General features: G+C 72.6%; 27 protein-coding genes. 8 read left to right on the top strand and 19 right to left on the bottom strand.

Going from position 1 to position 26,037, the window contains the following annotated elements; genetic code table 11:
• Positions 1–205 precede the first annotated feature (205 nt).
• From ACQ3I4_RS12830 to ACQ3I4_RS12820, 3 genes are all read right to left on the bottom strand, one after another.
• On the bottom strand, positions 206–1,294 hold the full coding sequence (locus ACQ3I4_RS12830) for an intradiol ring-cleavage dioxygenase (RefSeq protein WP_329863373.1): 1,089 nt from the start codon (positions 1,292–1,294) through the stop codon (positions 206–208).
• A gap of 159 nt (positions 1,295–1,453) precedes the next feature.
• Positions 1,454–2,524: an NAD(P)/FAD-dependent oxidoreductase gene (locus tag ACQ3I4_RS12825; protein WP_329863371.1), complete on the bottom strand. Its 1,071-nt coding sequence runs from the start codon at positions 2,522–2,524 to the stop codon at positions 1,454–1,456.
• 34 nt (positions 2,525–2,558) lie between these two features.
• Positions 2,559–3,653: a class I SAM-dependent methyltransferase gene (locus tag ACQ3I4_RS12820; protein ID WP_430633669.1), complete on the bottom strand. Its 1,095-nt coding sequence runs from the start codon at positions 3,651–3,653 to the stop codon at positions 2,559–2,561.
• Positions 3,654–3,701: 48 nt separating this feature from the next.
• Between ACQ3I4_RS12820 and ACQ3I4_RS12815 the strand changes: the two genes are divergently transcribed.
• Positions 3,702–4,265 (top strand): helix-turn-helix domain-containing protein, encoded by a 564-nt coding sequence (locus ACQ3I4_RS12815; protein WP_329863368.1) that lies wholly within the window; start codon positions 3,702–3,704, stop codon positions 4,263–4,265.
• A gap of 10 nt (positions 4,266–4,275) precedes the next feature.
• On the opposite strand, the gene ACQ3I4_RS12810 is transcribed toward ACQ3I4_RS12815, so the two are convergent.
• From ACQ3I4_RS12810 to ACQ3I4_RS12800, 3 genes are all read right to left on the bottom strand, one after another.
• Positions 4,276–4,815 carry a DinB family protein gene (locus ACQ3I4_RS12810; RefSeq protein ID WP_430633668.1) on the bottom strand — a complete coding sequence of 180 codons (540 nt, stop codon included), beginning with the start codon at positions 4,813–4,815 and terminating at the stop codon, positions 4,276–4,278.
• A gap of 20 nt (positions 4,816–4,835) precedes the next feature.
• Positions 4,836–5,342, bottom strand: a complete 507-nt coding sequence (locus ACQ3I4_RS12805) for a hypothetical protein (RefSeq protein ID WP_430633667.1) — start codon at positions 5,340–5,342, stop codon at positions 4,836–4,838.
• 262 nt (positions 5,343–5,604) lie between these two features.
• A complete protein-coding gene (locus tag ACQ3I4_RS12800; protein ID WP_329863362.1) occupies positions 5,605–5,790 on the bottom strand; it encodes a hypothetical protein in 186 nt (61 codons plus the stop codon).
• Positions 5,791–6,000: 210 nt separating this feature from the next.
• Here ACQ3I4_RS12800 and ACQ3I4_RS12795 point away from each other — a divergent pair, with 210 nt between their 5' ends.
• Complete coding sequence (locus ACQ3I4_RS12795; protein ID WP_430633666.1) at positions 6,001–6,837, top strand: hypothetical protein; 837 nt, start codon at positions 6,001–6,003, stop codon at positions 6,835–6,837.
• A gap of 111 nt (positions 6,838–6,948) precedes the next feature.
• Here ACQ3I4_RS12795 and ACQ3I4_RS12790 read toward each other — a convergent pair whose 3' ends face one another.
• The 7 genes from ACQ3I4_RS12790 to ACQ3I4_RS12760 form a co-directional block, all read right to left on the bottom strand.
• Positions 6,949–7,947, bottom strand: a complete 999-nt coding sequence (locus ACQ3I4_RS12790) for a sugar phosphate isomerase/epimerase family protein (RefSeq protein ID WP_329863698.1) — start codon at positions 7,945–7,947, stop codon at positions 6,949–6,951.
• 2 nt (positions 7,948–7,949) lie between these two features.
• Positions 7,950–9,074, bottom strand: a complete 1,125-nt coding sequence (locus ACQ3I4_RS12785) for a Gfo/Idh/MocA family protein (protein WP_430633665.1) — start codon at positions 9,072–9,074, stop codon at positions 7,950–7,952.
• A gap of 11 nt (positions 9,075–9,085) precedes the next feature.
• Positions 9,086–9,925, bottom strand: a complete 840-nt coding sequence (locus ACQ3I4_RS12780; RefSeq protein WP_329863694.1) for a carbohydrate ABC transporter permease — start codon at positions 9,923–9,925, stop codon at positions 9,086–9,088.
• Positions 9,918–11,069: a carbohydrate ABC transporter permease gene (locus tag ACQ3I4_RS12775; RefSeq protein ID WP_329863692.1), complete on the bottom strand. Its 1,152-nt coding sequence runs from the start codon at positions 11,067–11,069 to the stop codon at positions 9,918–9,920. Before ACQ3I4_RS12775 ends, ACQ3I4_RS12780 begins: the two co-directional genes overlap by 8 nt.
• An 11-nt stretch (positions 11,070–11,080) precedes the next feature.
• Complete coding sequence (locus tag ACQ3I4_RS12770) at positions 11,081–12,406, bottom strand: extracellular solute-binding protein (RefSeq protein WP_430633664.1); 1,326 nt, start codon at positions 12,404–12,406, stop codon at positions 11,081–11,083.
• An 82-nt stretch (positions 12,407–12,488) separates the two neighbouring features.
• The gene (locus ACQ3I4_RS12765; RefSeq protein ID WP_430633663.1) at positions 12,489–13,643 is read right to left on the bottom strand and encodes a Gfo/Idh/MocA family protein; all 1,155 of its coding nucleotides are present in this window, start codon (positions 13,641–13,643) and stop codon (positions 12,489–12,491) included.
• Positions 13,640–14,383, bottom strand: coding sequence for a sugar phosphate isomerase/epimerase family protein (locus tag ACQ3I4_RS12760; protein WP_329863715.1), 744 nt, complete (start codon positions 14,381–14,383; stop codon positions 13,640–13,642). Before ACQ3I4_RS12760 ends, ACQ3I4_RS12765 begins: the two co-directional genes overlap by 4 nt.
• Before the next feature lie 288 nt (positions 14,384–14,671).
• Here ACQ3I4_RS12760 and ACQ3I4_RS12755 point away from each other — a divergent pair, with 288 nt between their 5' ends.
• Together ACQ3I4_RS12755 and ACQ3I4_RS12750 are read left to right on the top strand one after the other, a co-directional pair.
• Complete coding sequence (locus tag ACQ3I4_RS12755; protein ID WP_430633662.1) at positions 14,672–15,907, top strand: ROK family protein; 1,236 nt, start codon at positions 14,672–14,674, stop codon at positions 15,905–15,907.
• Positions 15,908–15,917: 10 nt separating this feature from the next.
• A complete protein-coding gene (locus ACQ3I4_RS12750; RefSeq protein WP_430633661.1) occupies positions 15,918–16,541 on the top strand; it encodes a GyrI-like domain-containing protein in 624 nt (207 codons plus the stop codon).
• Positions 16,542–16,986: 445 nt separating this feature from the next.
• Here the strand turns inward: ACQ3I4_RS12750 and hrpB are convergent, their stop codons facing one another.
• Entirely contained in the window at positions 16,987–19,713 is a 2,727-nt protein-coding gene (gene hrpB / locus ACQ3I4_RS12745; protein WP_430633660.1) for an ATP-dependent helicase HrpB, read from the bottom strand.
• 99 nt (positions 19,714–19,812) lie between these two features.
• Between hrpB and lgt the strand changes: the two genes are divergently transcribed.
• Positions 19,813–20,826 (top strand): prolipoprotein diacylglyceryl transferase, encoded by a 1,014-nt coding sequence (gene lgt, locus ACQ3I4_RS12740; protein WP_430633659.1) that lies wholly within the window; start codon positions 19,813–19,815, stop codon positions 20,824–20,826.
• A 78-nt stretch (positions 20,827–20,904) separates the two neighbouring features.
• On the opposite strand, the gene ACQ3I4_RS12735 is transcribed toward lgt, so the two are convergent.
• From ACQ3I4_RS12735 to ACQ3I4_RS12725, 3 genes are all read right to left on the bottom strand, one after another.
• The gene (locus ACQ3I4_RS12735) at positions 20,905–21,228 is read right to left on the bottom strand and encodes a DUF202 domain-containing protein (protein WP_329863678.1); all 324 of its coding nucleotides are present in this window, start codon (positions 21,226–21,228) and stop codon (positions 20,905–20,907) included.
• Between the two features lies 1 nt (position 21,229).
• Positions 21,230–21,610: a YidH family protein gene (locus ACQ3I4_RS12730; RefSeq protein ID WP_329863676.1), complete on the bottom strand. Its 381-nt coding sequence runs from the start codon at positions 21,608–21,610 to the stop codon at positions 21,230–21,232.
• A 131-nt stretch (positions 21,611–21,741) separates the two neighbouring features.
• Positions 21,742–22,443 carry a hypothetical protein gene (locus tag ACQ3I4_RS12725; protein ID WP_329863674.1) on the bottom strand — a complete coding sequence of 234 codons (702 nt, stop codon included), beginning with the start codon at positions 22,441–22,443 and terminating at the stop codon, positions 21,742–21,744.
• A gap of 62 nt (positions 22,444–22,505) precedes the next feature.
• On the opposite strand from ACQ3I4_RS12725, the gene ACQ3I4_RS12720 reads away from it, so the two are divergent.
• Positions 22,506–22,970 carry a GatB/YqeY domain-containing protein gene (locus ACQ3I4_RS12720; RefSeq protein ID WP_329863672.1) on the top strand — a complete coding sequence of 155 codons (465 nt, stop codon included), beginning with the start codon at positions 22,506–22,508 and terminating at the stop codon, positions 22,968–22,970.
• Here ACQ3I4_RS12720 and ACQ3I4_RS12715 read toward each other — a convergent pair.
• Positions 22,967–23,629: a histidine phosphatase family protein gene (locus ACQ3I4_RS12715; RefSeq protein ID WP_329863671.1), complete on the bottom strand. Its 663-nt coding sequence runs from the start codon at positions 23,627–23,629 to the stop codon at positions 22,967–22,969. The two genes, ACQ3I4_RS12720 and ACQ3I4_RS12715, sit on opposite strands and share 4 nt — an antisense overlap.
• 165 nt (positions 23,630–23,794) lie before the next feature.
• Between ACQ3I4_RS12715 and ACQ3I4_RS12710 the strand changes: the two genes are divergently transcribed.
• Entirely contained in the window at positions 23,795–24,262 is a 468-nt protein-coding gene (locus tag ACQ3I4_RS12710; protein ID WP_329863669.1) for a very short patch repair endonuclease, read from the top strand.
• A 3-nt stretch (positions 24,263–24,265) separates the two neighbouring features.
• Here ACQ3I4_RS12710 and ACQ3I4_RS12705 read toward each other — a convergent pair whose 3' ends face one another.
• A complete protein-coding gene (locus ACQ3I4_RS12705; protein ID WP_430633658.1) occupies positions 24,266–24,640 on the bottom strand; it encodes a VOC family protein in 375 nt (124 codons plus the stop codon).
• A 126-nt stretch (positions 24,641–24,766) separates the two neighbouring features.
• On the opposite strand from ACQ3I4_RS12705, the gene ACQ3I4_RS12700 reads away from it, so the two are divergent.
• Positions 24,767–26,029: an IS256 family transposase gene (locus ACQ3I4_RS12700; protein ID WP_329864319.1), complete on the top strand. Its 1,263-nt coding sequence runs from the start codon at positions 24,767–24,769 to the stop codon at positions 26,027–26,029.
• The last annotated feature ends 8 nt before the right edge of the window (positions 26,030–26,037 follow it).

Genomic DNA, 26,037 nt, shown 5'->3' with positions numbered 1-26,037 from the left:
GTGGGGGGCGGTGCGGGCCGCCCGTGCTGGTCGATGCCTCCAGCCAACGCCGGAATGCTCCCGGGGTCTTGAACAAACGCGACACCCTTCTCGCCCGCGGTGTCGGGGTAGATGTCGGAACTCGACACGTCTTCCCGCACTTTCCCCGACACCGCCGATGGGGGTCGGGAGTGTGGGGCGTCAGGAATGCGCGGGCGTCAGGTCGTCAGCCGTCCGTGGTCGACGAGCCCTCCGACGCCGGCGCGCCGCCGCCCGGGGCGCCCTCGGGCGGGGTGCCGCCGCCACCGGGGCCGCCCTCGCCGCCACCACCGCCGCCCATCGTTCCGGCGGTCGGCTCGGTGCGCGTGTCCACGCCGACGGTGAGCTTCACGGCATACCCCTCGCCGACACTCCCGGTGACGGTCGCGAGCTGGGTGGCCCCGGCGTCGTCCCCGAAGACGTTGTCCGTCTCCAGGGTGAGGCTCGAGAGGTTCCGGACCGAGGATTCGTAGCCCGCCGTCGCGTAGACGGCGTCGCTCACGTCCTGCGGAATGGCGACCTGGGAGGTGGAGATGGCGTTCGCCGCGTCCGTGATGGAGTCCTGGTCGGGGTAGACCTCGAAGTGGATGTGCGGCCAGCGGCCCGTGTAGCAGGCGGGGAAGATGCTCGTGTACCGGACCACGCCGTTCTCGTCGGCGATCTGGACGCCGCGCAGGTAGTTCTCGCCCTCCACGCCCTCCGAGTAGAGGGAGTAGTTCCCGTCCCGGTCGCAGTGCCACACGTACACGGCCACGCCGGCGAAGGGGACGTTGCCGTTGGCCATGTCCAGGATCGTCAGTTCGAGCGTCATCGGGATGCCCTCGGCCGTGACGGACGCGTCGCCGAAGCTCGAGCGGATGTCGCTGCGCACGATCCCGCTTTCCTGCAGCGCGTTGGGCCCGTTGGACCCGTCGCCCGGGTAGGGGCCCGCGGTCTCGTCCGGGATCTCGGTCAGGCCGGAAGCGGAGGACGACGACGATGCCGTCCCCGTCGCCCCGCACGCCGCGAGCCCGAACGCCGCCGCGCCGAGGCCCAGGAACTGCAACGCCCGGCGACGCCCGATGAGCGTCCCGACGTCGAACGCCAGACCCTGGTCCTCGAGGTCCTCTTCGGGCCGCGGCAGCGGGCGTCCCTCGTAGTGCGTGGGCTTGCCGGTCGTGGCGCGCGAGGCCTCGAGGTCCCGGGCCAGCGCTGACGGCGCGGACGGCACGGGCAGCGGGCGCGTGGGCGGCGCGTCGAGGACGGCGGGTAGCTGGGCTGTCGTCGATCGGTCCATGGGTTCCTCCTGGTTGCTTGGCTGCTGCCAGCCTAGGAACCGTTCCTATGGCAACCCTGTGGCGGCGGACAGGCGGGGCTGTGTCCATGAACGGGGCCCGACCGGGCGGTGTCCGGCTTCACTGGGTCGGCGCGGCCGGGCTGGCCGCCGCGCCCCGGTTCAACCGGTCGGCGCGGCCATGCATGCGGCCGTGCGCGCCGCCGCGGCCCGCGCGTCCTCGAGGGCGAGCTCGGCGTTGATCGCCGCGGCCGCCATCGTTCCGCCCCCGCCGGCGACGGAGACCATCGCCGAGAGGTCGCTCGAGTTTCCCGCGGCCCATACGCCCTCGATCGGCGTACGACCCATGGGGCCGGTCTCGATGAAGCGTCCCATGGGGTGTTCGGACAGCTCCCCGCCGAGCTGCTCGTAGAGCCCACCGCGCGCGATCATCCGCGGCCCGACGGCGAGCGCGTCGACCTCGATCCGCTCCCCGCCGGCCAGGACCACGGCGAGCGGCGACGAGCCGTGGTCGTCGGCGTGTTCGGCGCCCGCTTCCTCCGGTTCGACCCGCGCCACGGGCCCCGGGACGGTGCGGACGCCGAGGGCGGCGAGCTGCGCGGATTCCTCCGGGCCGAAGCCGTCGATGCGGTGCAGGAAGACGGTCACGGTGTCGCTGAGCTGGCGGAACAGGAGCGCCTGGTGGACGGCGAACGGCGTGGTGGCGAGGATGCCGATCCGCTGCCCGCGCACCTCGTAGCCGTGGCAATACGGGCAATGCAGCACACGCCCGCCCCACTCCCCGCGCACGCCGGGCACGTCAGGCAGCTCGTCGACGAGGCCCGTGGCGAGCAGCAGCCGCCGCCCGGTCACCCGGGTGCCGGTGGAGAGGACGACGGCGAACGCTTCGCCTTCCCGGGCGGCCGAGACGGCCTCCGCCGCGACGATGCGCGCGCCGTAGGCCTCCGCCTCCGAGCGGCCGGCGGCGAGGAGCTCGAGCGGGTTCACGCCCTCGCGGCCCAGCAGGTTGTGGGCGGCGTGCGCGGGGGCGTTGCGCGGTTCCCCGGCATCGACGAGGAGGACGCTGCGCAGCGAGCGGGCGAGCGTCGTGGCCGCGCTGAGGCCGGCCGCTCCCCCGCCGACGACGACCACGTCGTAGCTCGTGGATTCCACGGGGACGGCGGTGGATCCGGGATCGGCGGCGGTGGATCCGCGCTCGGTGTCGTGGAAGGACCGGTGGCTGTCAGTGTTCACGGTTGGCTCCTGTCGGTGTGGGACGGGTTGGCGGTCAGGACGGGTTGGCGGGTCGGCGCGCGGCCCACGCGGTACGGCGCGTGCGCAGGCCCACGACGGGCAGGTGGTCGAGCGAGCCCAGCCCGTGGCCGAGCAGGGCATCGAGTGCGGCCCGGTCGGCGGGGTCCGGTTCCGGGCCCGCGACCCCCGGGCGAGGCGTGGCGTGGCCATGCCCCGCGTGACCGGCCGGGCGCGGCCCCCCGATCCCTGCTTGGAGGCGCTCCAGATAGAGCCGGGCGAAGCGGCGGACCTGCGGAGAGTCCTGGGCGTGGACCTCGAACACACGCCGGCCGGCGGGCTCGAATCCCGCCGCCTCGAGGACGGGGCCCCAGTCCGGGTGTCCGTTCCAGCCGGCGGCCTCGACGGCGCGGTGGCAGCGTTGCTCCAGCGCGGCGGGCTCCTCGCCGGCATCCTCGAGGAAGCGTGGCAGGCCGTCGAGCTCGAGCACCAGCAGCAGCCCGCCCGGTCTGAGCGTCTCGAAGACGCCGCGCAGCGTGCTCCCCGGATCGGCCACGTGGTGCAGCGAGGACGAGGCCCACGCCAGATCGGCCCAACCCACATCGGCGGCCGGCCCGGCATGCTCCGGTCCGCCGGCCGAGAGGCCGCGTTGCGCGTTGGCCGCAGGATCCGACGGCCGGACAGCGGCGACCCAGCCGCCGTCGAGGTCGGCCTCGACGGTCCGCAGCCGCGAGCTGGAACCTGCGCCGGCGCCAGCGCCTGCATCGGAGCCGGGGCCGGCACCTTCCGCCGCGGACCTCAGCCGCTCGAGCATCGCGGGCGACCCGTCGACGGCGGTCAGCCGGGCCTCCGGGAAGCGCCGGGCCAGGGCCAGCGTGCCCACGCCGGTGCCCGCGCCGAGGTCGACGGCCTCGCGGACGGGGCCGGCCGCCAGCGCGGCGATCCATTCCGCGGCCTCGTCGGCGTAGCTCCCGCCGAGAGCGGCGTCGAGCTCGATGACCTCGGCCATCGCGGCGTCGTGGTCGCCTTCGTGGTGATGTCCACCGTGCCCAAGTCCGGTGTGGAGGTGTCCGCCGTGCTCGTGGTCGGCGTGGAGGTGTCCGTCGTCGTGTTGTCCGTGGTGATGGTCCATGCCCTCAAGGCTAGGCGTCCCGTGCTTTCAGCGCATAGACTCTTGCGTATGACGCAAGAATTCGAGATCGACGCCGTCGTCCGCCGCCGCATCCGTGGCCTCCGCACCGCGAGGGGCTGGTCCCTCGAGGCCCTCGCGAAGCGCTGCGGCATGACGCCGTCGACGCTGAGCCGCATCGAGACGGGCCACCGGCGGATCGCCCTCGACCAGCTGGTCCCCCTTGCCCACGCCCTGGACACCACGCTGGATGCCCTGGTGGAGGCGGAAGCCGACTCCGACGTCGTCATCCGTCCCGAACCCCAGCACGCGCCGGGCCTGACCACGTGGCTGCTCTCGAGCGAGTCGACCCTGCACGGGGTCACCGTCGCGAAGATGCGCATCACCAACGAGCGCGAGGTCCCCGCCGAGCTGCCCGTCCACCCGGGGCGCGAGTGGCTGACGGTGCTCTCCGGAACGGCCCGGCTCCAGCTCGGCGCGCGCGTCGTCACCGTCCGCGCAGGCCAGGCCGCGGAGTTCTCCACGATGGTCCCGCATGCCATCACGGCCGAAGGCGGGCCCGTGGAGATCCTGACGATCTTCGACCACGACGGCGAACGCGCGCACCTGCACTGAGGCGCGCCTCCTACTCCCCCGTCTCGCCGTCGACGGCCTCCCGCAGCAGGTCCGCGTGCCCGTTGTGCCGGGCGTACTCCTCGATCATGTGCACGAGGATCCAGCGCAGGCTCGGCGGATCCTCGCCATGCCGTGCGTGGTCGGCCGGGCGGCCGAGCCCGCCGTCCGCCACGGCCCGGGCGACGTGTGCGCGGGAGCGGGCGACGGCGTCGTCCCAGAGCGCGCGCAGCGCCTCCGGCTCGTCGCCGGCCGCCGAGTTCCACTCCCAGTCGGGGTCCCGTTTCCAGTCCACGTCCCGCCAGGCGGGATCCGGCTCGAGGGCCAGGAGCTGGCAGCCGAACCAGAAGTCCTCCACCCACGCCATGTGCTTGAGCAGGCCACCGAGGGTCATGGCGGACGCGGCCGTCGTAGCGCGCAGGCCGTCGGCGCCAAGCCCGCGGCACTTCCACTCGAGGGTCTGACGCTGGTAGTCGAGGAACCCGGTGAGCGTCTCGAGCTCCCCGGCGGACCCGGGCGGCTCGGTGCGGCCCTGTTCGTCGATGATCGTCATGCGGCGTCCTTTCAGTCGTTTCAGGGGCCGTCGGCGAAGACGGCGTCGGGGTCGTCGGGGGCGCGGCGGTCCTGGAGGCCGGGCGGGGCGCCGTCGTTGACGTCGTCGGCGATGTTGCCGCCACTCCGGCCGCCGGTGCCGAGCAGTCCCGTGAAGGACCAGTCCTCGTTCGGGGGTGCGCGGTGGCCCTCGAACCAGGAGGCGGGAGTCCCCAGCGGGCCCGGTACGACGCCGGACGGCTCGGCCGCGCTGTGCCCCGCGGGGCGGTGCGGGGCCGGGCCGGACGCGTCGGCGCCGGGGCCGGATTCGGCGTCCCCGAAGGGTTTCGGTTCAGCCTCCCCGGCGGTTGCCGGCTCGACGTCCCCGGCGGGTTCCGGATCAGCGTCCCCGGCGGGTTTCGGATCAGCGTCCCCGGCCGATCCCGGTCCGGCGCTACCGGCAGGCCCCGGTTCGACATCGTCGCCGCCGGAGCCGCTGGCGGGTTCGGGGTGGGCGGGTTGCTCCCCACCGGTGCTTGGGTTCTCCATGGTCAGTCCGTTCTCCCGCGTGCTGCGCCACCCCCAGGTGGTGGAACCGACGCTACTCCGGAGCGCGTCGGCTGGCGAGGTGCCGCGCAGGCCACGGCGCTCGCACGGATCATCAGTTTCTGGACGAATCGTCGTCCAATGGTCACTGATTCGTCCAAAACCGGATGATCGGCCGGGCCAGCCACTCGGCCATAGCGCGGGCCGACCGCTTCCTCGGCATCCCGGCCGCACGCGGGCCCCACGACCGGGGATCCCGGATGGACTACGTCGGGCCGAGGAGCGCCCACGTCCCGACGGGTTGATAGGCAGAGTCGTAGACGTCCTCGCCACTGCCCTCGACGAGCGGATAGTTCTTGAGGTTCCCGGCCCAGTAGCGCAGGATCCGCGCGAGCTCGGGTTCCACCTCCCCCGTCAGCTGGTCGGTGTCCACTTCCAGCACGAACCGCATGGTCCGCTCCCCTCTGTCGCGTTCCGACCGTCGGCGGCGCTGCCGGCGGTCATCCCAGCGTAGGCGGTGCGGGACGGAGCCGCACGGGATCAGATACGCGGAAGCCAAACCGTCGGTGCCGGATCCTAGCCTCGGGAACATCACTCGCCGCCGCGCGGCCGGGCAGCCCGCCCGGATCAACGGCGGCACTTCATGAAAGGTGTTCGCGCGATGCTTCCCACTCAGCCGAACTCCGGAGCGGCGCCCGACGGCGTTCCTCCGTTCCCTCCGTCCACCGCGACCACGACCCGGGCCAAGCGGCCCTGGTACCGCCGCTGGTGGGCGATCGCCCTCGCCGCCTTCTTCGCGGCCGGGGTCCTCGCGAACCTCGTCGGCGGCGGCGACGGGGCCCCGGCGGCGGGCGACGCCCCGACCGGGCAGGCCGGCGTCGTCGCCGCCGTGGCGAGCGATGATCCCGCGGCGGAGGCGTCGGCGGCCGCAGCCTCCGAGTCCGCGTCCGCCGCCGCTTCCGAGTCCGCAGCCGCCGAGGCCGAGCGCAAGGCCGAGGAGGAGGCCGAACGCAAGGCCGCTGAGGCCAAGGCGAAGGAAGAGGCCGAGGCCAAGGCAGCCGCCGAGGCCAAGGCCCAGGAGGAAGCCGAGGCGAAGTCGAAGAAGGAGGCCGCGGCCGAGGAGAAGAAGCGGATCGACGGCGCCCAGCCCGTCTCGGCCCGGGACCTCTCGCTCATCGTCAAGAAGCCCGACGCGCACGTCCTCGAGACGCTCGTGGTCCACGGGGAGATCACGCAGTTCGATGCCGCCACCGGGGAATGCATCTTCCGCGCGAACATCGGGCACACCAACATGGCGCGCTCGTGGGACTACGACCACAACGCGATCTTCATGGCCGGTGACGGAGACGCCGACTGCCCCGAGCTGGACGACTTCGTGGCGGACGACGAAGTGCGCATCACGGCCACCGTCGTGAGCGCCTTCAGCTACGACACCCAGATCGGCGGCAGCACGACCGTGCCGCTGTTCAAGGTGGAGAAGATCGCGCTGGCCAAGTAGCGCGGGCCGGACCGGGGACAACCGAAGCCCGGACCGGGGACGACGGCGGGCGGCCCCCGAAGGTGCCGCCCCGCCGTCGTGCTGCCTGATCCGTGCCGCGCGGATCCGCCGCTACTGCTTGAACGCGGCGTCGAAGGAGGTCTCCGACGCCGGGAAGTCCAGCTTCCTCAGCGCCGCGAGCGCCTCCGGCGCCCCGTGCAGGCGGTCCATGCCGGCGTCCTCCCACTCGATCGAGATGGGGCCGTCGTAGCCGATCGCGGCGAGCGCGCGGAACGCGTCCTCCCACGGCACGTCCCCGCGCCCGGCGGAGACGAAGTCCCAACCGCGCCGCGGATCGCCCCAGGCCAGATGGGAGGAGAGGATGCCGTTGCGGCCCCCGCCCATCCTCATCCGGGTGTCCTTGCAGTCCACGTGGTAGATCCGCTCGGCGAAGTCGGAGATGAAGGCCACGGGGTCGATCCCCTGCCACATCATGTGGCTCGGATCCCAGTTCAGCCCGAACGCCTCCCGGTGCCCGATCGCCTCGAGCGTGCGCTGCGTGGACCAGTAGTCGTAGGCGATCTCGGACGGATGCACCTCGTGGGCGAAGCGCACGCCGCACTCGTCGAAGACGTCGAGGATCGGGTTCCAGCGGTCGGCGAAGTCCTGGTATCCGGCGTCGATGACCTCGCCGGGCACGGGCGGGAACATGGCCACGTACTGCCAGATCGAGGACCCCGTGAACCCGACGACGGTGTCCACGCCGAGCTTCTTCGCGAGCCGCGCGGTGTGCTTGAGCTCCTCGGCCGCCCGCTGCCGCACGCCCTCGGGATCGCCGTCGCCCCACACCCTCTCCCCCACGATCCCCTGGTGGCGGAAGTCGATCGGATCGTCGCACACCGCCTGGCCCTTGAGGTGGTTGGAGATCGCCCAGACCTTGAGCCCGTACTTGTCCAGGATCCCGAGCCGTTCGGCGATGTACGCGTCGTCGTCCCAACGCCAGGCGTCCAGGTGCTCGCCGGAGACCGCGATCTCCAGCCCGTCGTAGCCCCAGCCGGCCGCGAGCCGCGCGACCTCCTCGAGCGGCAGGTCCGCCCATTGCCCCGTGAACAGGGTGAAGTTCCGTGCCATTCCTACTCTCCAATCCTCAACGGGGCCCCGCCGCGGGCCGCGCTGGACTCGATCGCGTCCAGCACCTCCTGCACGGCGAGCCCCTCGGCGAACGACGGCGATGCCTGGGTTCCGGACGCGACCGCGCCCAGGAAGTCGGCGGCCTGGTGGGTGAACGCGTGCTCCCATCCCAGCACATGGCCCTGGGGCCACCACGCGTCGAGATAGGGGTGCTCCGGTTCGGTGACGACGACCCGGCGGAATCCGGACTCCGAGGCCGGATCGCTCCCGTCGAGGAAGCGCAGCTCGTTGGGCCGTTCGAGGTCGAACGCGAGGGCGCCGGCGCTGCCGTAGACCTCGATGGTCAGCGCGTTCTTGCAGCCCAGCGCCACGCGGGACACCTCGACGGAGGCGACGGCCCCGCCGTCGAGCCCCAGGGTGGCCCAGGCGGCGTCGTCCACCGTGACGGGCTCGGTGCCGTCCGGCCCCGGGCGCTCGGTGACGAACGTGCGCAGGGTGCCCGACGCCGTCGTCACCTTCTGCCCCGTGAGGTACTGGACCTGGTCCACGGCGTGGGAGGCGATGTCCCCCAGCGCGCCGGAGCCGGCCGTGTCCTTGCGCAGCCGCCACGTCATGGGCGCCGCGGCGTCGGCGAGCCAGTCCTGCAGGTAGGAGGCGCGCACCTGGCGCACCGTGCCCAGCCGGCCCTCGGCGATGAGCCGGCGGGCGTAGGCCAGGGCGGGGACGCGACGGTAGGTGAAGCCCACCATCGCGACCTGGCCGGGCGCGGCAGCGGCGGCGTCCACCATGGCCCGGGCCTCGGCGAGCGTGTTGGACAGCGGCTTCTCCACCAGCACGTGCTGGCCGGCCTGCAGCGCCGCGATGGCGATCTCGGCGTGAAGCCAGCCCGGGGCGCAGATGTCGATCACGTCGATGTCGTCCCGGCCCACGACGTCCCGCCAGTCCGTGGCCGTGTCGGCCCAGCCGTGACGGCGCGCGGCCTCCTTGGTCGCCGCGGGGTCCCGGCCCACGAGGACGGCTTGCTGCACGTCGGGGACGTCGAAGTACGCGCCCACGTTCCGCCACGCGTTCGAATGCGCGCGGCCCATAAAGGCGTAGCCGATCGTGGCCACCCTCAACTCGGTCATGGGGACTCCTTCTATTTCACGGCGCCGGCGGACAGGCCGGCGACCAGGTGCTTCTGGACCAGCATGAAGCCGATCAGCACGGGCAGGGACACCACCACGGAGGCGGCCATCAGCTGGTTCCAGAAGACGTCGGTCTCGGAGGCGTAGGCCCGCAGGCCCAGCGCCAGGGTCTTGGTGGATTCGTTCGCGAGCACCGAGGCGAAGAGGACCTCGCCCCACGCCGCGATGAACGAGTAGACGGCCACCGCCACGATGCCGGGCTTCGCGACCGGCAGCACCACGCGGAACAGCGCGCCGAGCCGGCTCGTGCCGTCGATCATCGCGGCCTCCTCGAGCGCCTGCGGGATGGAGGCGAAGTAGCCCGTGAGCATCCAGATCGCGAACGGCAGCGTGAAGGTCAGGTACGTCAGGATGAGCCCGCCGAGGCTGCCTTGGAGCTGGATGCCGGTGACGTTGCGGATCTGCGTGAAGATCAGGAACAGCGGCAGCAGGAACAGGATGCCGGGCAGCATCTGCGTGGACAGCACGGTCAGGCTGAAGGCCCGCTTGCCGCGGAAGTCCAGCCGAGAGATGGCGTAGGCCGCGAGGATCGCGATGACCACGGAGCACACGGTGGCGGTGCACGTGATGATGAGCGAGTTGACGAAGTAGCGGCCGAGCGGCACTGTCTGCCAGATGTCCAGGTACGGCTCGAGGGTGATCCGCTCGGGGATCCAGCGGAAGACCCCGGAGACGTCGGAGAGCGGCTTCACGGACGTGGAGAACACCACGTACAGCGGCACCACGACCCACACCGTCAACAGCGTCAGGACGATCGCGCGGATGATCTTGAACTGCTTGGTCTCAATCATGCTGGGCTCCCTTGGGCAGGACCAGGCGCACGTAGAACGCGGTCGCGACGAGCATGGCCAGCAGCAGCAGGACGCTCATCGCGCCGCCGAGGCCGAAGTTCCAGGACCCGAACGAGTTCTGGTAGATGAGCGGCGTGACCAGCATGGCCTCCGCCGGGGACGAGGGGCCGAAGAGCACGAACGGGATGTTGAACTGGTTGAAGGTCCACAGCCCCATCACGAGCACCAGGACGCCGTTGGCGGGACGCACCATGGGCAGCGTGATGTGCATGAACTGGCTCCACAGGCTCGCGCCGTCGAGCGACGCCGCCTCGTAGACGTCCCCCGGCACGTTCTGCAGGGCGGCGAGCAGCATGAGGAACGCGAACGGCCACAGGGTCCAGATGTTCACGACGATCATGGCGGTGAGGGAGTTCTCGCCGAGGAGCCAGAACGGCCGCTCGCCGCCGAAGAGCCCGAACACGTCCACGAGGAGCTGGTTCACGGCGCCGTCGCGCTGGTTGAACATAAAGGCCCAGGCGATCGTGCCGACGTAGGTCGGCAGGGCGTAGGGCACGAGGAACAGGGTGCGCAGGAAGGTGCGGCCGCGGACCTTGGAGGAGAGGAACACGGCGCCGGCCATGCCCAGGATCCAGGACCCGCCGACCACGATGACGGTGTAGACCGCGGTGCGGCCGAGCGCGGAGAAGAACGACTGGCCGATCGTGGACTCGGGGTTGAGCCCGTTGACGAAGTTCTGCAGCCCCACGAACGGGGCGTTGAGCCAGTTCGTCAGGTTCAGCTGGTTCAGCGCGGTGAACGCGATCCAGATGCCGAGCGCCATGGGGATGATGTGGATCAGCAGCTCCATGAGACCGGCCGGCGTGACGAGGTAGTAGGCGAGCCGGGACTCGGCCTTGCCGCGCGGGGTCCTGCGACGGATCGCCTGCGCGTCGGGCGCCTTCCGGGCCCTCCCGCGCGGGGCGGGGGATCCGGCGTCGTCCGGGGTGCCGGTTCCGGGCGCGGTGTGGGTGCCGCCCCCGCCGGCCGCGGGGCGCAGGGCCTCCGCGGCCGGCCCGGAGGCGGACGACGCCGGGGCCAGGCCCACGCCGTCCGCGTCCGCGGGTGCCGGGATGGTTCCCGGCACGGTGTTCTTCGGTGCCATGGCCGCGGTCCCTACTGCGCGGCCGTCATCTGGTTCTGGGCGTCGGTGAGGGCGCGCTCGACGTCGGCGCGCGTCACCGTCCCCGTGGCCGCCTGGGCGAAGAGGTTCTTCACCGCGGTGCCCACGAGGGTCTCCATCTGGCCCTCCTGTGCCACGAGCGGCATGGGCTGCGCGTGGTCCGCGAGGGTCTTCTCCTTGAGCTTGGCGGACTCGTTCTGGAACTCCTCGGCGTCGTAGGCGTCGGCGACCGTGGGCAGCGAGGTGTAGGCGTCGTTGAGGTAGACCTGTTCCTCGGTGTCGGTCAGGTGGGCGACGAGCTGGTAGGCGGCGTCCTTGCTGTCCGAGTTCTTGAACACGGAGACGTTGGAGCCGGCGGCGAAGCTCATGACGGCGCGGTCGCCCGTGGCGTTCCCATCGACGAGCGGCATCGGGGCGACGCCCCAGTCCTCGAAGTCGCGGGCCGTGAAGTTCTTCACCGGGTTCTGGTTGAAGACCATGGCCGCGCGGCCGTCGATGAGGTTGGCCACGGCGTCGGCGCCGTTGGTCATCTCCGCGTCGGAGGGGCTCATGACCTTGTGCGTTCCCATGAGGTCGACCCACTCGGCGACGCCGTCGATCTGGGCGTCGGTGTTGAAGGTCGGCTGGCCGTCGGCGTCGAACATCGCGCCGCCGTGCTGCTTGCCGCGGATGAAGGAGTGGTGGGCGCCGTTGGTGACCGCGCCGGCCTCTGTGGAGATGCCCCACTGGTCGATCTTGCCGTCGCCGTCCGTGTCCTTCGTGAGCTTCTTGGCGGTCTCCACGAACTCGTCCCACGTCGCGGGCGGGGCGTCGATCCCGGCCTCCTCGAAGAGCTCCGTGTTGTAGTAGAGCGAGTACGCCTGGCTGTAGAGCGGGACGGAGGTCGGCGCCTTGCCCTCTGCTCCGGCGGTGGCCCATGCGGCGGACATAAAGCGGTCCTGCCCGCCGATCGCCTCGAGGAACTCGCCCTCCACCGGCTCGAACGCCCCGGTCTCCTGGAGGGTCACCGCCCAGGTGTTGCCGATGTTCAGCACGTCGGGGCCGTCGCCGGAGGTGACGGCGGTGAGGATCCGGTTGTACATGTCCGTCCAGGGGATCACCTCGAGGTTGACCTTGATGCCGGTCTCCTCGGTGAAGCGCTCGAGGGACTCGCTGAGCACCTCGCGGTCGTGGTCGAGCGACTGGCCCTGGTTGGTGGCCCAGTAGGTGATCTCCTGGGAGCCGGCGTCGCCGCCACCCCCGGAGGAACCGCAGGCCGCGAGGCCCAGGACGAGGACGGAGGCCGCGGCGGCGGCGCCGAGGCGGAAGGTGTGCTTCATGGTGTTCTCCTGTGGGTTGGTTCGATCGTGCGGAGGCCGCCGCGGCGGCGCGGAGCCCGGGGGTGCCCGGTGGGGCGGAAGGTCAGAGGGTCGCGGCGGCGGGGTCCCACTCGGCCGGGAGGGCCGGGACCACAGGCGCCGAGGATTCGACGGCGACGAACTCGCCGGTGGCGGCGGACTGTTCGATCGCCAGGAGGGCGTCGACCACGTGGAAGGCGAGCGCGCCCTGGGCGCGGTGCGCGCGTCCGGCGCGGATCGCCCGGGCCATGTCCAGCACGCCCTGGCCCCGTCCGGCCGTCGAGCCCTCGAGCTCGAGCACCTCCCACTCGTCCGCGCCGGCGCGCATGAGCCGCAGTTCGCCGTCGAACATGTTGGGATCCGGAAGGGACAGCGTCCCTTCCGTGCCAGAGATCTCGATCCAGCCCATGCGCTTGAGCTCGGACTGGAAGCTGAAGATCGACTGCGCCTGCTGGCCGGACTCGAATTCGATGAGGGCGCCCACGTGGGTGGGCACCGTGACGTCGAAGGCGGTGCCGGCCTTGGGGCCCGTGGCGATCGTGCGCTGGTCGCGGGAACGGGTGCCCATCGCGGCGACCCTGCGGATCGAGCCGAAGGTCTGGATCAGGGCCGTGAGGTAGTAGGGGCCCATGTCCAGGAGCGGTCCGGCGCCGGCCTGGAAGAGGAACTCAGGGCTCGGGTGCCAGGCTTCGGGGCCGGGCACGTGGAAGAGCGTCAGGGCGGTCAAGGGCGTGCCGATCACCCCGGCCTCGATCGCCCGGCGGGCGGACTGCAGGCCGGCGCCGAGGAAGGTGTCGGGGGCGCAGCCGAGCAGGAGCCCCGCGGCCTCCGCCTCCGCGAGCAGCTCCCGGCCGGAGGCGCGGTCGAGGGAGAACGGCTTCTCGCTCCACACGTGCTTTCCGGCGCGGACCGCGGACTGGGCCACGGGTACGTGCGCGGCGGGAATGGTCAGGTTGACGACGATCTCCACCTCCGGGTGGGACAGGACGTCCTCCGGGGTGCCGTGGACGGCGATCCCGTACTGCTCGGCGCGCGCCTTCGCGGCCTCGGGGAAGAGGTCGCCGATCGCGTGGACGACGACGTCGGCGAAGGTCGTGAGGTTGTCCAGGTACTGGGTGCTGATCACGCCGGCTCCGATGATGCCGACCCCGACCGGACCCGTGCGCTGCGTGGCGGGCGCCGCGGCCGGAGCCGACGCCGCGGTGTCCTGCGCGTTCATCGGGCGGCTCCGGCCGAGAGGTAGGCGAGCGATGCCGCGAGGGCCTCGAAGAGGTCCCCCGTGTAGGAATCGAACTCGACGACGCCGGTCTCGACGCCGTTGCGGACGGCCGCGGCGACGACCGCGTCGACGGGCATGGCGCCCTGGCCGGCGGGCTGCTGGGCCGCGGTGTCGCGGCTGATGGGGCCGTCCTTGAGGTGCACGAGCCTGACGCGGTCGCCGAGCCGGTCCAGGAGCGCGGCCGGATCCTCGCCGCCGACGGCGACCCAGTAGGTGTCGACCTCGAGAACCACCTCCGGATCCAATTGCGAGGCGAGCAGCTCGAGCGCGGTGGTGCCGTTGAAGCGCGAGGAGATCTCCCACTCGTGGTTGTGGTAGCCGACGCGGATCCCGTGGGCCGCCCCGGCGCGGGCCGCGGCGTTGAGCTTCGCCGCCGTCTCGGCGACCTGTTCCTCGGTCTCCCAGTGCTCGGCCGGGAGGTAGGGGTCGATCACGGTGCCGATGCCGAGCTTCACGGCGGCGGCGAAGATCTCCTCCTGGTCCTCGCGGAGCAGGGGCGCGTGGCCGGACGGCGCCTTGAGGCCCGTCGCGTCCAGGGCGGCGCGCAGCTCGTCGGCCAGCGCGACGAAGTTGTAGGGCTCGACGTTGGCGAAGCCGATCCGGGCGAGGCGGGCGACGGTGCCCTGCAGGTCCTCGGCGACGGCGTCACGGACGCTGTAGAGCTGGACGGAGAGCTCCAGGCCGGCGGCCCCGGAATCGGTGGTGGCGGTCGCGGATGCTGCCGCGTGCGGTTCGGTCATGATGGCTCCTTGCGAGACGGAGGGAGTGACTGTCGTCACAGTGACTCTAGGATCACTTTTGACGATCGTCAAGCAAAAGGTGTTTGATGATCAAAAGAAAGACGCATCGGGGGCAACACGCGGCAAGAGCGTGCACGGAGCCTCCGCGGCTGTCATGCTTCTGTCACCACGGCGCGGAGCACGCGCCGCGGAACGCACGGACACGGGCCCGACGAGAGGAGCAGGACCATGACCACCAGCGCATCCGGCGCCTCGGCCGAGGCCGCCGAGGCCGATCTGGCCCGTGCCGGCGAGTTCCTGCAGCTGCTCCGCGACGGCCGCCCGCGCACCCGGGCCGAGCTGGCCCAGCTTACGGGCATGGCCCGCTCCACCGTCGCCTCCCGCGTCGACACGCTCCTCTCGCTCGGCTACGTGGCGCCCTTCGGCGGGGCGAGCTCGACGGGCGGGCGCCCGCCGTCGTTGTTCGCCCTGAATCCGCAGGCCCGCGTCGTCGTCGGTGCCGACCTCGGCGCCACCCACGCCCTCGTGGCGCTCGCCGACCTCGGCGGAACGATCGTTTCCGAGGTGCGCGAGTCCCTGCCGATCAACCGCGGCCCGGAGGAGGTCCTCGCCTGGCTCTCCGGCGCCGTGACCGGCCTGCTCGCCGACGCCGGCCGGCCTGCCTCCGACCTCACCGCGATCGGCATCGGCCTGCCCGGCCCCGTGGAGTTCGAGACGGGGCGCCCCGTGAGCCCGCCGATCATGCCGGGATGGGACGGATTCGACGTCCCGGGCCGGCTGCAGCGCGACTTCGACGTCCCCGTGCTCGTGGACAACGACGTGAACATCATGGCGCTCGGCGAGCGCAAGACGGCCTGGCAGGACGTGGACGAGCTGATGTTCGTCAAGGTCGCCACGGGCATCGGCGCGGGCATCATCGCCGGCGGTCGGCTCCAGCGCGGCGCCCAGGGCACGGCCGGGGACTTGGGCCACGTCCGGGTCCCGGGCGGCCCGGACACCCCGTGCGCGTGCGGCAACGCGGGCTGCCTCGAGGCAGTCGCGAGCGGCCCGGCCCTGGCGCGGCGGCTCGGCGTGGACGTCGACGGCGCGGCGGGCGGCCCGGAGCACAAGGCGTCCAAGGTCATCGCCCAGCGGCTGCGCGACGGCGATCTGGAGACCGTCCGGCTGGTCCGCGAGGCGGGCCGGCACCTCGGCAGCGTCCTGGCGAGCTGCGTGAGCCTGATCAACCCGTCCGTCATCGTCGTCGGCGGTTCCGTGTCCCAGGCGGGCGAGCACTTGCTCGCCGGGATCCGCGAGGTCGTCTACACCCGCTCCCTCCCGCTGGCGACCAAGCACCTGCGGATCGTCACCTCGACCGCCGGCGCGCGAGCGGGCGTCCTCGGAGCCGCGGCCCTGGCCACGGACCACGCCCTCTCCCCCGGAGCCATCGAGGCCGCCGGCCGGGCGCCGCGCCGGAGCGCCTGAGGAGGACCGCGTGGCCGCGAAGATCGACGTCAAGAAGACCCTGGAGGCCTACCGGGCCGCCCCCGGCGTCTTCCAGGTCCTCGACGTGCCCGCCCTGCAGTACCTCATGGTCGACGGGCACGGGGACCCGAACACGGCTCCGGCCTACGAGGAGGCGCTGAAGGCGCTCTATCCGGTGGCCTACAAGCTCAAGTTCGCCTCGAAGCAGGAGCTCGGCCGGGACTACGTCGTGCCGCCGCTCGAGGGGCTGTGGTGGGCCGAGGACCTGGAGTCCTTCACGTCCGCGCGGGACAAGTCGCGGTGGGACTGGACCCTGATGATCATGGTCCCGGACTGGCTCGGGCCCCGGGACTTCCGCGCCGCCGTCGAGCGCGTCGGGGCGAAGGACGCGCCGGCCTCGCTCGGCGCGGTCCGCCTCGAGCCGCTCGCCGAGGGCACGTGCGTGCAGGTCTTGCACGTGGGCCCGTACGACGACGAGGCCGCCGTCCTCGAGGAGCTGCACCACCGCTTCCTTCCGGGGAACGGGCTGCGCCCGAGCGGAAAGCACCACGAGATCTACCTGGGCGACCCGCGCCGGACGGCCCCGGAGAAGCTGCGCACCATCCTGCGGCAGCCGGTCGTCCCCACCGCTTGACGCACACCTCTGACAGTTGCGACACCTATGACACTTGCTGCGCAGTCAGCACAAGCCCACCTTTTCAACGGAGTCCGCCAATGCCCATCACCATCGCTCCGTCGGAGACCACAGCGACCGACCTTGACGCCCTCGAAAACGAGGTCCTCGACTCGCTCTGACACGCTCCGCCACCGCGCGAACGCTGCCCGACGCCGAACTGTCAGCCCCGGCGGCTGCGGTCGGCGCATGGGAACGAACCGTCGCATCACGCTCGGATGCCTGGCGCGTCCTGCCCGACAGCGGCGAGTCCATCCTCTACGCCGCCTACATTGAGTCCGGCGTGATCGCGGATGCAGACGACGTCTCCCGCCATGCAACTCTGCCTGTCGGCTATCTATCAGAAGGACTGAGGCTCGGTGTTCGAGCGCACTCTGTGAAGAAGTCGGGCCTGAGGACCTCCTACCTACTGCCCCATCCGCCGCTTGGTCTTCGCCGTCGCAGGCGCCGTCCACGGATCCTCCGGCCACGGGTGCTTGGGGTAGCGGCCGCGCATCTCGGCCCGGACCTGGGCGTACGGCCCGGACCAGAAGGACGCGAGGTCGTCGGTCACCGCGAGCGGCCGCCCCGCCGGGGAGAGCAGGTGGAACAGCACGGGCACGCGGCCCCCGGCCACGCGCGGCGTCCGGTCCCAGCCGAAGCACTCCTGCAGCTTGACCGCGACGACAGGCCGTCCGGCGTCGTCCCCGGGCTCCGGGTAGTCGATGCGCACGCGCGAACCGCTCGGCACCTCGAGGCGCTCGGGCGCGAGCTCGCCGAGGCGCGACGCCTCCGGCCACGGCAGCAGGCGCCGCAGCGGCTCGGCCAGGTCGATCCCGCGCACGGACGCGCCGCCGGCGAGCGCCTCCAGCTCCGGGGCCAGCCAGTCCCCCAGCCGGGCGGCGAGGGCCGCCTCGGAGACGTCGGGCCACGGCGCCCCGAGCTCGCGGTGCAGCAGCGCCAGGCGGCGCCGCAGCGCGTCGGCCGCCTCCGAGAAGCCGATGATCCCGAGCCCGCCGGCGGCGAGCGCCCGTTCGACCGCGGCGCGCCCCTCCTCGGGCCCGGGACGCACGGGCGTGGAGTCGAGCAGGATCGCGCCGAGCCGGCGTTCGCGCCGGGCGCTCACCCGGCCGGACGCGAAAGCGGCCTCGACCTGGTCGAGGAGCAGCCCTCCCGCCGCGGCGAGCGCCGTGTCCTCGCCCAGCGGGGCGGCGGCGCGGATCACGGCGCCCGTCCCGGCGGCGTCGCGCCCCGCGGCGCGCGTCGCCTCAGCGACGGCGAGCCACTCGTGCCCCGCCAGCGGGCTGCCGGCCGGCAGGCCCGCGCGCGTTCCCGAGGCGAGGAGGTACGTTCCGGCGCCGGGGACGAGGCGCCCCACGCGCTCCGGGAAGGCGAGTGCGACGACGAAGCCCACCTCCTCCCCCCACGGCACCCGCGTGCCGCGGGGTACCGAGGGGCCGGCGTGGGCGGCGTCGGCGCCCGATCCGGATCCGCCTGCCCCCGGCCCGGCGATCCGGCGCAGCCGCTTGACCTCGTCCTTGAAACGGGTGGATCCCGGCTCTCGGCCGGACCGTAGCGCCGTCAGGAGCCGGGTCAGGTCGGCCCCCGGGGCGCGGGCGTCCGATTCGACGAGCGCCACGGCCTCCGCCGCGAGCGGCGCGCCGGCCCCGAGCAGCCGCGATCCGTCGAGCAGCGCGCGGGCCAGGCGCGGGTCGGCGGGGATCCGGCTCAGGCGGCGGCCGAGCCCTGTCGCCCGGCCCTCGGCATCGACGGCGCCGAGGGCGGTCAGCACCGCCACGGCGTCGGCCAGGGCCGCGGCGGGCAGGGCGTCGGGCAGCCGCAGCCCCTCCCCGCCGGGCGCGCCCCAGCACGCCAGCGTCAACGCCGCGGACGTCAGGTCCGCGACCGCGACCTCCGGCGTCGGATGCGCCGGGGCTGACGCGTGGCTGCGCTGTTCGTAGCAGCGGACCACCGTGCCGGGGCCCTGGCGGGCGGCGCGGCCGGCCCGCTGCTCCGCGGAGGCGCGCGAGGCCGAGACCGTGACGAGCCCGTTCATGCCGCGGGCCGCGTCCCGGCGCGGTTCGCGGGACAGCCCGGCGTCGATCACGAGCCGGACGCCCGGCACCGTGAGGGAGGACTCGGCGAGGGACGTGGAGACGATGATGCGCGGCGGCCCGCCCGGCCCGCGCCCGGACACCGCCCGGTCCTGCTCCGCGGGCGGGGCCTGGCCGTGGAGCTCGAGCACCTCGACGCCGGGTCCACCCGCGCGGCCCGGGGCGGCCCCGGCGTCGTTCTCCGTGCGCCGCAGCGCCGCGGCGACGTGGGAGACCTCCCGCGCCCCGGGCACGAACACGAGCGCGTCCACCGACGGATCGGCGGCGAGCGCCGCCGCGTGGGCGCGGGCGGCGGTGGCGGCGACGTGGTCCAGGAACGCCCGCGTCACGCCGCGCTCGTCCAGCCGCGGGCCGGGGCCCGGCTCCCAGCGGATCTCGAGCGGATGCAGCGCGGAGGGGCAGTCGACGACGGGCGCGGGCCCGTCCGCGTCGGCCCGGCCGAGCAGGGCCGCGAAGCGCGAGGCGTCGAGCGTGGCGGACATCGCCACGAGCGCCAGGTCGCCGCGCAGCGCGTGCACCTCGGTGAGCATCCCGAGCAGCAGGTCGGTCTCCAGGCCGCGCTCGTGGACCTCGTCCAGCACGACGGCCGCGACGCCGTCCAGCCCCGGATCCTCCAGCAGGCGGCGCAACAGGATGCCGGGCGTCACGAACTCGACGAGCGTTCCCTCACCGGCCCGCCGCTCCCCGCGGACGGTGTAGCCGACGCGGGTCCCGAGCTCGGATCCGTCGAGCGCCGCCAGCCGGCGCGCGGCGGCGCGGGCCGCGACGCGGCGGGGCTGGGTGACCACGACGCGCGGCGGGCCGGGCGCGGCGGGCGCGGCCCCGGCGTCGTCCTGTCCCGCCCGGACCAGATTGGCCACGAGCGGCGGGACCAGGGTGGTCTTGCCCGTGCCGGGCGGGGCCTGGACCACCGCCGTGCCGGCCGGGGCGGCGGCCTCCAGCTCGGCACGCAGGGAGGGAAGGGAGGAAGCAAAGACCAGGCCGGCGCCGATCCGCTCGAGGTCGAAGGCGGGCGGGGTGGATCGGGTCGGCGGGGTCACCCCACCATTGTGCCCGGGCGGGGTCCCTGAAATTAACGGGCGGGACTGACAGAATGACATCGTCGAACCCGGCACACTCCCCGAGACACGTAGGGTCCCATGCATCTTCCGACGAGCCTGCCCAGCCCCGATCCCGTCTTCGCCCAGATCCACCTGGGGCCCCTGACGATCCACACCTATGCCCTGTGCATCCTGGCCGGCATCGCCGCCGCGATCCTGATCGCCCAGCGCCGCATCGCCAAGCGCGGCGGCAACCCGGAGCTCGTGCTGGACGTGACGATCTGGGCCGTGCCGCTGGGCCTCGTCGGCGCACGGCTCTACCACGTGTTCACGCACATGTCCGACTACTTCTACGAGGGCGCCGACCCGTGGGCGATCGTGCGGATCTGGGACGGCGGCAACGCGATCTACGGCTCGCTGATCGGCGGCGCGCTCGGCGCCTACATCGCCTGCCGGCGCTCCGGCGTGCGCTTCCTGTCCTTCGCCGACGCGGTGGCCCCGGGCATGCTCGTGGCGCAGGCGATCGGGCGGCTGGGCAACTGGTTCAACCACGAGCTGTTCGGCCTGCCGACGACGCTGCCGTGGGGCCTGGAGATCGAGTCCAGCAACCCCAATTTCCCCGCCGGGCTCCCCGAGGGCACGCTGTTCCACCCCTTGTTCCTCTACGAGATGATCTGGAACCTCATCGGCGTGGCCGTGATCATCCTGCTCGAGCGCCGCTTCCGGCTCCGCTGGGGCCGCGCCCTCGCCGTCTACATCATCTGGTACGGGCTGGGCCGCAGCTGGCTCGAGTCCATCCGGATCGACCCCACAAGCGACGGCTTCCTCGGGATCCCCGCGAACATGTGGGCCTCCTTCGGCGCCATCGCGCTCGGCATCGCGATCCTCGTGATCCAGGGCATCCGCCACCGCGAGCCCGAGGAGTCGGTCTACCTGGACGGCCGGGCTCCGGAGGAGACGGAGGACGCGGACGACGCCGGGGCCGCGCCTGCGCAGAACGGCGCCGCCCCGGAGGCCACGGCGTCGGGTGACGAGGCGGGCGACCAGGCGGGCCAGGCGGCGGAGCCGGGTGACGGCGCCTCGCCTGCGGGCGACGGCCGGCCTTCCAACTAGGCGCCCGGGACCCGGCGGCGGGAGCCCGGAACCCGGCGTCGCGAACCCGCTCCGTCAGGAGCTCCGGCACTCAGTCGCTCAGGCGCCCAGGACCACGACGGCACCGAGGACGCCGAGCCCGCAGACCGCCGCCCCTGTGGCGCACACGGCGACGGCGTCGGCCCTCAGCGCCTCGCGGGCGATTCCGCGCGTGGCCGCCGCGTAGCGGTGCTTCTGGGTCGCGTAGATTCCGGCGCCGATCGCGGCGGCCACGACGGCCGGCGCGAGCGCCCCGTATCCGTAGAACGGCAGCCAGCGCAGCAGCACGCCCGCCGCGAGGAAGAGGGCCAGCATGGTCCGACCCCAGGCCAGGGACGTGCGCTCGGGCTGCAGGCCGGGATCGCCGTGGGCCACCGCGGGCACGTCAGCGTCCCAGGAGGACGAGGACCACAACGGCCGCCCCGGCCAGGGCGCCGCCGATCCCCAGCAGCGGGGCGATGAGCGGGAGCTTGAGCGGGCGGCCGTGGCGCATGCTCGACTCGGTCCGCAGCCAGCGCAGCGTGGCCCCCGCGCTGAGCAGGATGCCGAGCACCACGATGAATAACGCCAGTCCGCGCCGCAACGGCTCCTCGAAGACGTCGGCGGCGAACGCCTCGATCGCGATCCCGCCCGCGATGAATGCGAGCGACGTCCGGATCCAGGCCAGGAAGGTCCGCTCGTTCGCGAGCGTGAAGCGCGGGTCCGGCTCGCTGCCGCCGGGCAGCACCTTCTCCGCGAACCATCCGCGTTCGGATCCGCCACCCATGCCGTTGCCTCCTCGTCCTGCCCCGGCCCCGCGGCCCGCGCGTCGGCGCGGGCTCCTCCCGGGGCCGCGCCACCATCCTAGGGCAGCGGCGGGGGCCACCCCGCGGCCACGGCCCCGCGGACCCCGGCCTCCTACCCGCCGAGCGGCGGCGCCTCCGGCTTGAACCCGTCCATGAACTCCTGCACCGGTGCCGGCAGCTGCCCCTCGCAGCCGCGCGTCACGGCGAGCTTCGCCACGCCCAGGCCCTGGTAGCCGACGTCGAACGCCCGCTGCAGCGGCCCCGCCGGCCGCGGGTACTCGAGCACGCGCAGCCCGCCGTCCCAGCAGCGTTCCATGACCCAACGGGTCCTCGTCACGTGCGCGTCGAAGGTGAGGACGTTGACGGATGTCCACGCGTGCTCGGCTGCGAGTCCGCGCAGCGCCATCGCCTCGCCCTGGGTCGTGAAGGGATCGGGCGTGAAGCACAGGACCTCGTAGTCGGTGCGGGGCGCGCACAGCTCCCCCACCGCCGCGGCCGTCGCCTCGTCCACCGTCGCGGCGGCGGGCACGGAGTACGCCACGGTGTCCGCGATGCCGGCGTCCATCAGGGTCCGGGCGGTGTCCAGCCGGGCGTCGACGGGTCCGAGGACCAGGAGGGCGTCCGCCGGTGCCGCCTCGTCCACGCGGGGGAAGGAGATCAGGACAACGGCGGCGAGCGCCACGACGGCGGCCAGGCCGGCACCGGCCGCGAGCACCCGCGCGGCCCGCCGGACGGGACGGCCCGGGGTACGACGACGTCGCGGTCGCCCCGGGCGGGCACCGCTCGCCTTCGCTGCCGCTTCCCTCGCGCGCATGCCACCACGGTATCTCCCGACGGGGCACAATGGTCAGTGACCCACCCGAGGAAAGGCCCGCCATGACCACGCTCAAGGACCGGCTCCGTGCCGACATGACCACGCACCTGAAGTCCGGGAACAAGGTGGCGCTCACGACGGTGCGCAACCTGCTCGGCGAGATCAACACGCGGGAGAAGGGCGGCAAGACGCCCGTCGAGCTCGACGACGTCCAGGTCGTCGCGCTCCTGCAGAAGGAGGCCGCGCGGCGCCGCGAGACCGCCCAGACGTACACCGACGCCGGGCACTCCGAGCGCGCCTCGGCCGAGACCGCGGAGGCCGAGGTCATCGAAGGCTACCTGCCGGCGCCCCTGACCGAGGACGACGTCGTCTTGATCGTCGACCGCGCGATCGAGGAGGCCTCCGCGGGCGGTGAGCGCCCCGGGATGCGGCAGATGGGCCAGGTCATGAAGACCGTGTCCGCCGAGGTCGCCGGCCGCTTCGACGGCAAGCGCGTGAGTGAGCTCGTCAGGGCCCGGCTGGCCTAACCGGCCCCGGGGACGGGAACGACGCCGGACGCCGGGTCCTGCGCGCCGGAGGCGGCCTGCGGGATCCCCTCCGGCCACGCCACGGCGTCCCACCCCTCCGCGGGCGCGCCCTCGAGCACCACGACGCCGCCGTTCGGCACGGGATGCCGGGCGGCGAATGCCGCGTCGATGTTGGAGGCCCGTGCCGCGGCCCAGCCGCGGATGAGTGCGCCATGGGTGAACAGCGCCACGGTCCCGGCACCCGTGGTGGCGGCCTCCTCGACGATCCGGTCCAGGCGCCCCAACGCCTCCAGGCCGTCCTCGCCACCGGGGATCCGGTGGTGCTCGGCGCCCTCGCTCCAGCTGAAGATGGTCTCCAGGTAGGTCTGCCGGGAGGCCTCGTCGCCGCGCATCTCAAGGTCGCCGGCCAGGACCTCCCGCAGTCCGTCGCGGATGTTGATGTCCAGTCCCAGACGGGCGGCCAGCGGCGCGGCGGTCTGCTGGGCGCGCAGGAGCGTCGACGCGTAAAGCACCCCGATACGCTCCCGGTCGAGCACCGACGTGATCGCCTCGGCCTGCCGCTCGCCCAGCCCGGTGAGCCCGGGGCCCGGGCGGGCCGTGTCCAAGAAGCCACCGATGTTCGAGCTGGTCTGTCCGTGGCGGACGAGAATCAGGCGCACTGCGTTCCTCTGCTCGGTCGGGGTCGGGTGAGAAGGCCACACTAACCGACGATCCTCAACGGCGCATCCGGTTTGTCCGGCGAATGGCGCAGAAGGCCCGATGCGTCGCGGGATGACATCCGGCGTCATCTGCCGTGGTTCCGCCGGCCTGGCTACGCTGGAGGAATGGACCCGCTGACACCAGCGGAGCGCTCCGCGATGATGGCCCGGATCAAGGGCAGCAACACCGCCCCGGAACTGGCCGTGCGCCGGATCGCGCATGCCGCCGGCTACCGCTTCCGCCTGCATGGGGCGATCTCACGCACCGCCCGGGGCGCGGCCGCACGGACGGCCCCGGACGTGCGGCTGCGCGGCGGCCGGCTCCCGGGCCGGCCGGATCTGGTGTTCGCCTCGCGGCACAAGGTCGTGCTCGTCCACGGGTGCTTTTGGCACCGTCACGATTGCCCGGCCGGGCTCCGCACCCCCGGAACCAACACCGCGTTCTGGGTGGACAAGCGCCTCCGCAACGTGGAGCGCGACGCCCGGCAGCTCGAACAGCTGCGCGCCCTCGGCTGGGAGCCGCTCATCGTCTGGGAGTGCCAGCTCAAGGACCCGGAGGCGGTGCTCCGGGAGCTCGCCGCATTCCTCGGCTGAGGCCTACAGGTACGGGCGCGTGATGAGCTCGAGCGCGTGGCCCGCCGGGTCCTTGAAGTAGACGCCGCGGCCACCGTGCTCCGTGTTCACCTGCCCGGGGCGCCGCATCTGCGGATCCGCCCAGTGCTCGATCCCCTGCTCGCGCAGGCGGGCGTAGGCGCGGTCGAAGTGCGCGTCGTCCACGAGGAAGGCGTAGTGCTGCATCTGGATGTCCACGGGCGGCTCGGCGAACTGCATCAGCACCCCGCCCTCGAGCTGGATGTTGGCGAAGATGCCCCAGGACTCGGCGGCCGGGACCTCGAGGAGCTCGCGGTAGAAGCGCGCGGATTCCTCGCGGTCCACGGCGGCGATGATGGTGTGGTTGAAGCTGGCTGGCATGGGACCTGGCCTGCGGCGGGCGCGGGACCGGCATCTACGTGGGAGGGTGTTTCATAGAGTGTGTAAGGGTCCGGTCTCTAACTGGGGTGTGACCTGTGGTTTCACCCCTTTGAAAGGACGGGCCTCATGGCAGATACCAACACCATTCCGAACCCTCTTGAAGGCGTTCTCAGCGCCGATCAGATCGACGCCCTCGTCACCGCCGCGGAGGATCTCGGGCAGGGGCGCCACGGCGTCGAGGAGCTGCTGGCGCGAATGACCCGCGCGGTCCTGGAACGGAGCCTGGAGACCGAGATGAGCGACCACCTCGGCTACGAGTCCGGGGACCCCGCCGGGGCCGGGACGGGAAACTCGCGCAACGGCAAGACCACCAAGAACGTGCAGACCCTGCAGGGGCCGGTGCAGATCACCGTGCCACGGGATCGGAACGGCTCCTTCGCGCCGGTCATTGTGCCCAAGCGGTCCCGCCGGCTGGGCAAGGTCGAGGACATGATCCTCTCGCTCTACGCCCGTGGGATGAGCACCCGCGACATCGGGGCCCACCTCGAGGAGATCTACGGGGCCAAGGTCTCCGCCGCGACGATCTCCCGGGTCACCGACGTCATCGCCGACGAGGTCGCCCAATGGCAGAACCGGCCGCTGGAAGCGGTGTATCCGATCGTCTACATCGACGCGATCTGGCTGAAGATCCGTGACGGCGGGGTCGTGGCGAACAGGGCCTGCCACATCGCCGTGGGCGTGGACGTCGAGGGCCGCAAGCAGGTCCTGGGCCTGTGGCTGGGCGCTTCGGAGGGGGCGAAGTTCTGGGCCAACGTGCTCACCGAGATCCGCAATCGCGGCGCCACGGACATCCTGGTCCTGTGTTGCGACGGGCTGAGCGGCCTGCCGGCGGCGGTGAACAGCATCTACCCGCAGACCGTGGTCCAGACGTGCGTGGTGCACCTGCTGCGCTCGGCGATGCGCTACGCCTCCTACGGGGACCGCAAGGCGATGGCCAAGGACATGCGTCCGATCTACACGGCTCCGACCGTGCAGGCCGCGGAGCTGGCCATGGAGGCCTTCGCCGAGGCCTGGCAGGCCAAGGCCCCCGGGGCGGTGCTGGCGTGGAGGAACGCGTGGGAGGACTTCACCCCGTTCCTGGCGTTCACACCCGAGATACGCAAGGTCATCTACACCACGAACCAGATCGAATCGATCAACTACCAGCTCCGGAAGATCACCAAGACCAGGGGCTCGTTCCCCTCCGACGACGCGGCGCTCAAGCTGGTCTACCTGGGGATCCGGAACATCGAGACCACCCGCGGAGGCGAGCTCGGAACCGGCACCCAGGGATGGCACCAGGCCCTGAACGCCTTCGCCGTCCAATTCCCCAACCGACTCCCGATCTGACCACCCGG

Origin of the sequence: Zafaria sp. Z1313 (assembly GCF_050563205.1) — a bacterium.
Classification (GTDB): Bacteria; Actinomycetota; Actinomycetes; order Actinomycetales; family Micrococcaceae; genus JAZDCJ01.
The sequence above is the reverse complement of the archived record's forward strand: the minus strand, read 5'-3'. Positions and strand labels throughout refer to the sequence as shown.

Excerpts from the sequence above, each read along its gene's own strand:
- ACQ3I4_RS12710 (WP_329863669.1), top strand. The coding sequence starts at position 23,795 with ATGGACCCGCTGACACCAGCGGAGCGCTCCGCGATGATGGCCCGGATC.
- ACQ3I4_RS12800 (WP_329863362.1), bottom strand. The coding sequence starts at position 5,790 with ATGCGGTTCGTGCTGGAAGTGGACACCGACCAGCTGACGGGGGAGGTG.
- ACQ3I4_RS12765 (WP_430633663.1), bottom strand. The coding sequence starts at position 13,643 with ATGAACGCGCAGGACACCGCGGCGTCGGCTCCGGCCGCGGCGCCCGCC.
- ACQ3I4_RS12830 (WP_329863373.1), bottom strand. The coding sequence starts at position 1,294 with ATGGACCGATCGACGACAGCCCAGCTACCCGCCGTCCTCGACGCGCCG.
- lgt (WP_430633659.1), top strand. The coding sequence starts at position 19,813 with ATGCATCTTCCGACGAGCCTGCCCAGCCCCGATCCCGTCTTCGCCCAG.
- ACQ3I4_RS12775 (WP_329863692.1), bottom strand. The coding sequence starts at position 11,069 with ATGGCACCGAAGAACACCGTGCCGGGAACCATCCCGGCACCCGCGGAC.
- ACQ3I4_RS12805 (WP_430633667.1), bottom strand. The coding sequence starts at position 5,342 with ATGGAGAACCCAAGCACCGGTGGGGAGCAACCCGCCCACCCCGAACCC.
- ACQ3I4_RS12815 (WP_329863368.1), top strand. The coding sequence starts at position 3,702 with ATGACGCAAGAATTCGAGATCGACGCCGTCGTCCGCCGCCGCATCCGT.
- ACQ3I4_RS12755 (WP_430633662.1), top strand. The coding sequence starts at position 14,672 with ATGACCACCAGCGCATCCGGCGCCTCGGCCGAGGCCGCCGAGGCCGAT.
- ACQ3I4_RS12730 (WP_329863676.1), bottom strand. The coding sequence starts at position 21,610 with ATGGGTGGCGGATCCGAACGCGGATGGTTCGCGGAGAAGGTGCTGCCC.
- ACQ3I4_RS12770 (WP_430633664.1), bottom strand. The coding sequence starts at position 12,406 with ATGAAGCACACCTTCCGCCTCGGCGCCGCCGCCGCGGCCTCCGTCCTC.
- ACQ3I4_RS12785 (WP_430633665.1), bottom strand. The coding sequence starts at position 9,074 with ATGACCGAGTTGAGGGTGGCCACGATCGGCTACGCCTTTATGGGCCGC.
- ACQ3I4_RS12810 (WP_430633668.1), bottom strand. The coding sequence starts at position 4,815 with ATGACGATCATCGACGAACAGGGCCGCACCGAGCCGCCCGGGTCCGCC.
- ACQ3I4_RS12820 (WP_430633669.1), bottom strand. The coding sequence starts at position 3,653 with ATGGACCATCACCACGGACAACACGACGACGGACACCTCCACGCCGAC.
- ACQ3I4_RS12720 (WP_329863672.1), top strand. The coding sequence starts at position 22,506 with ATGACCACGCTCAAGGACCGGCTCCGTGCCGACATGACCACGCACCTG.
- ACQ3I4_RS12795 (WP_430633666.1), top strand. The coding sequence starts at position 6,001 with ATGCTTCCCACTCAGCCGAACTCCGGAGCGGCGCCCGACGGCGTTCCT.
- ACQ3I4_RS12790 (WP_329863698.1), bottom strand. The coding sequence starts at position 7,947 with ATGGCACGGAACTTCACCCTGTTCACGGGGCAATGGGCGGACCTGCCG.
- ACQ3I4_RS12705 (WP_430633658.1), bottom strand. The coding sequence starts at position 24,640 with ATGCCAGCCAGCTTCAACCACACCATCATCGCCGCCGTGGACCGCGAG.
- ACQ3I4_RS12725 (WP_329863674.1), bottom strand. The coding sequence starts at position 22,443 with ATGCGCGCGAGGGAAGCGGCAGCGAAGGCGAGCGGTGCCCGCCCGGGG.
- ACQ3I4_RS12780 (WP_329863694.1), bottom strand. The coding sequence starts at position 9,925 with ATGATTGAGACCAAGCAGTTCAAGATCATCCGCGCGATCGTCCTGACG.
- ACQ3I4_RS12700 (WP_329864319.1), top strand. The coding sequence starts at position 24,767 with ATGGCAGATACCAACACCATTCCGAACCCTCTTGAAGGCGTTCTCAGC.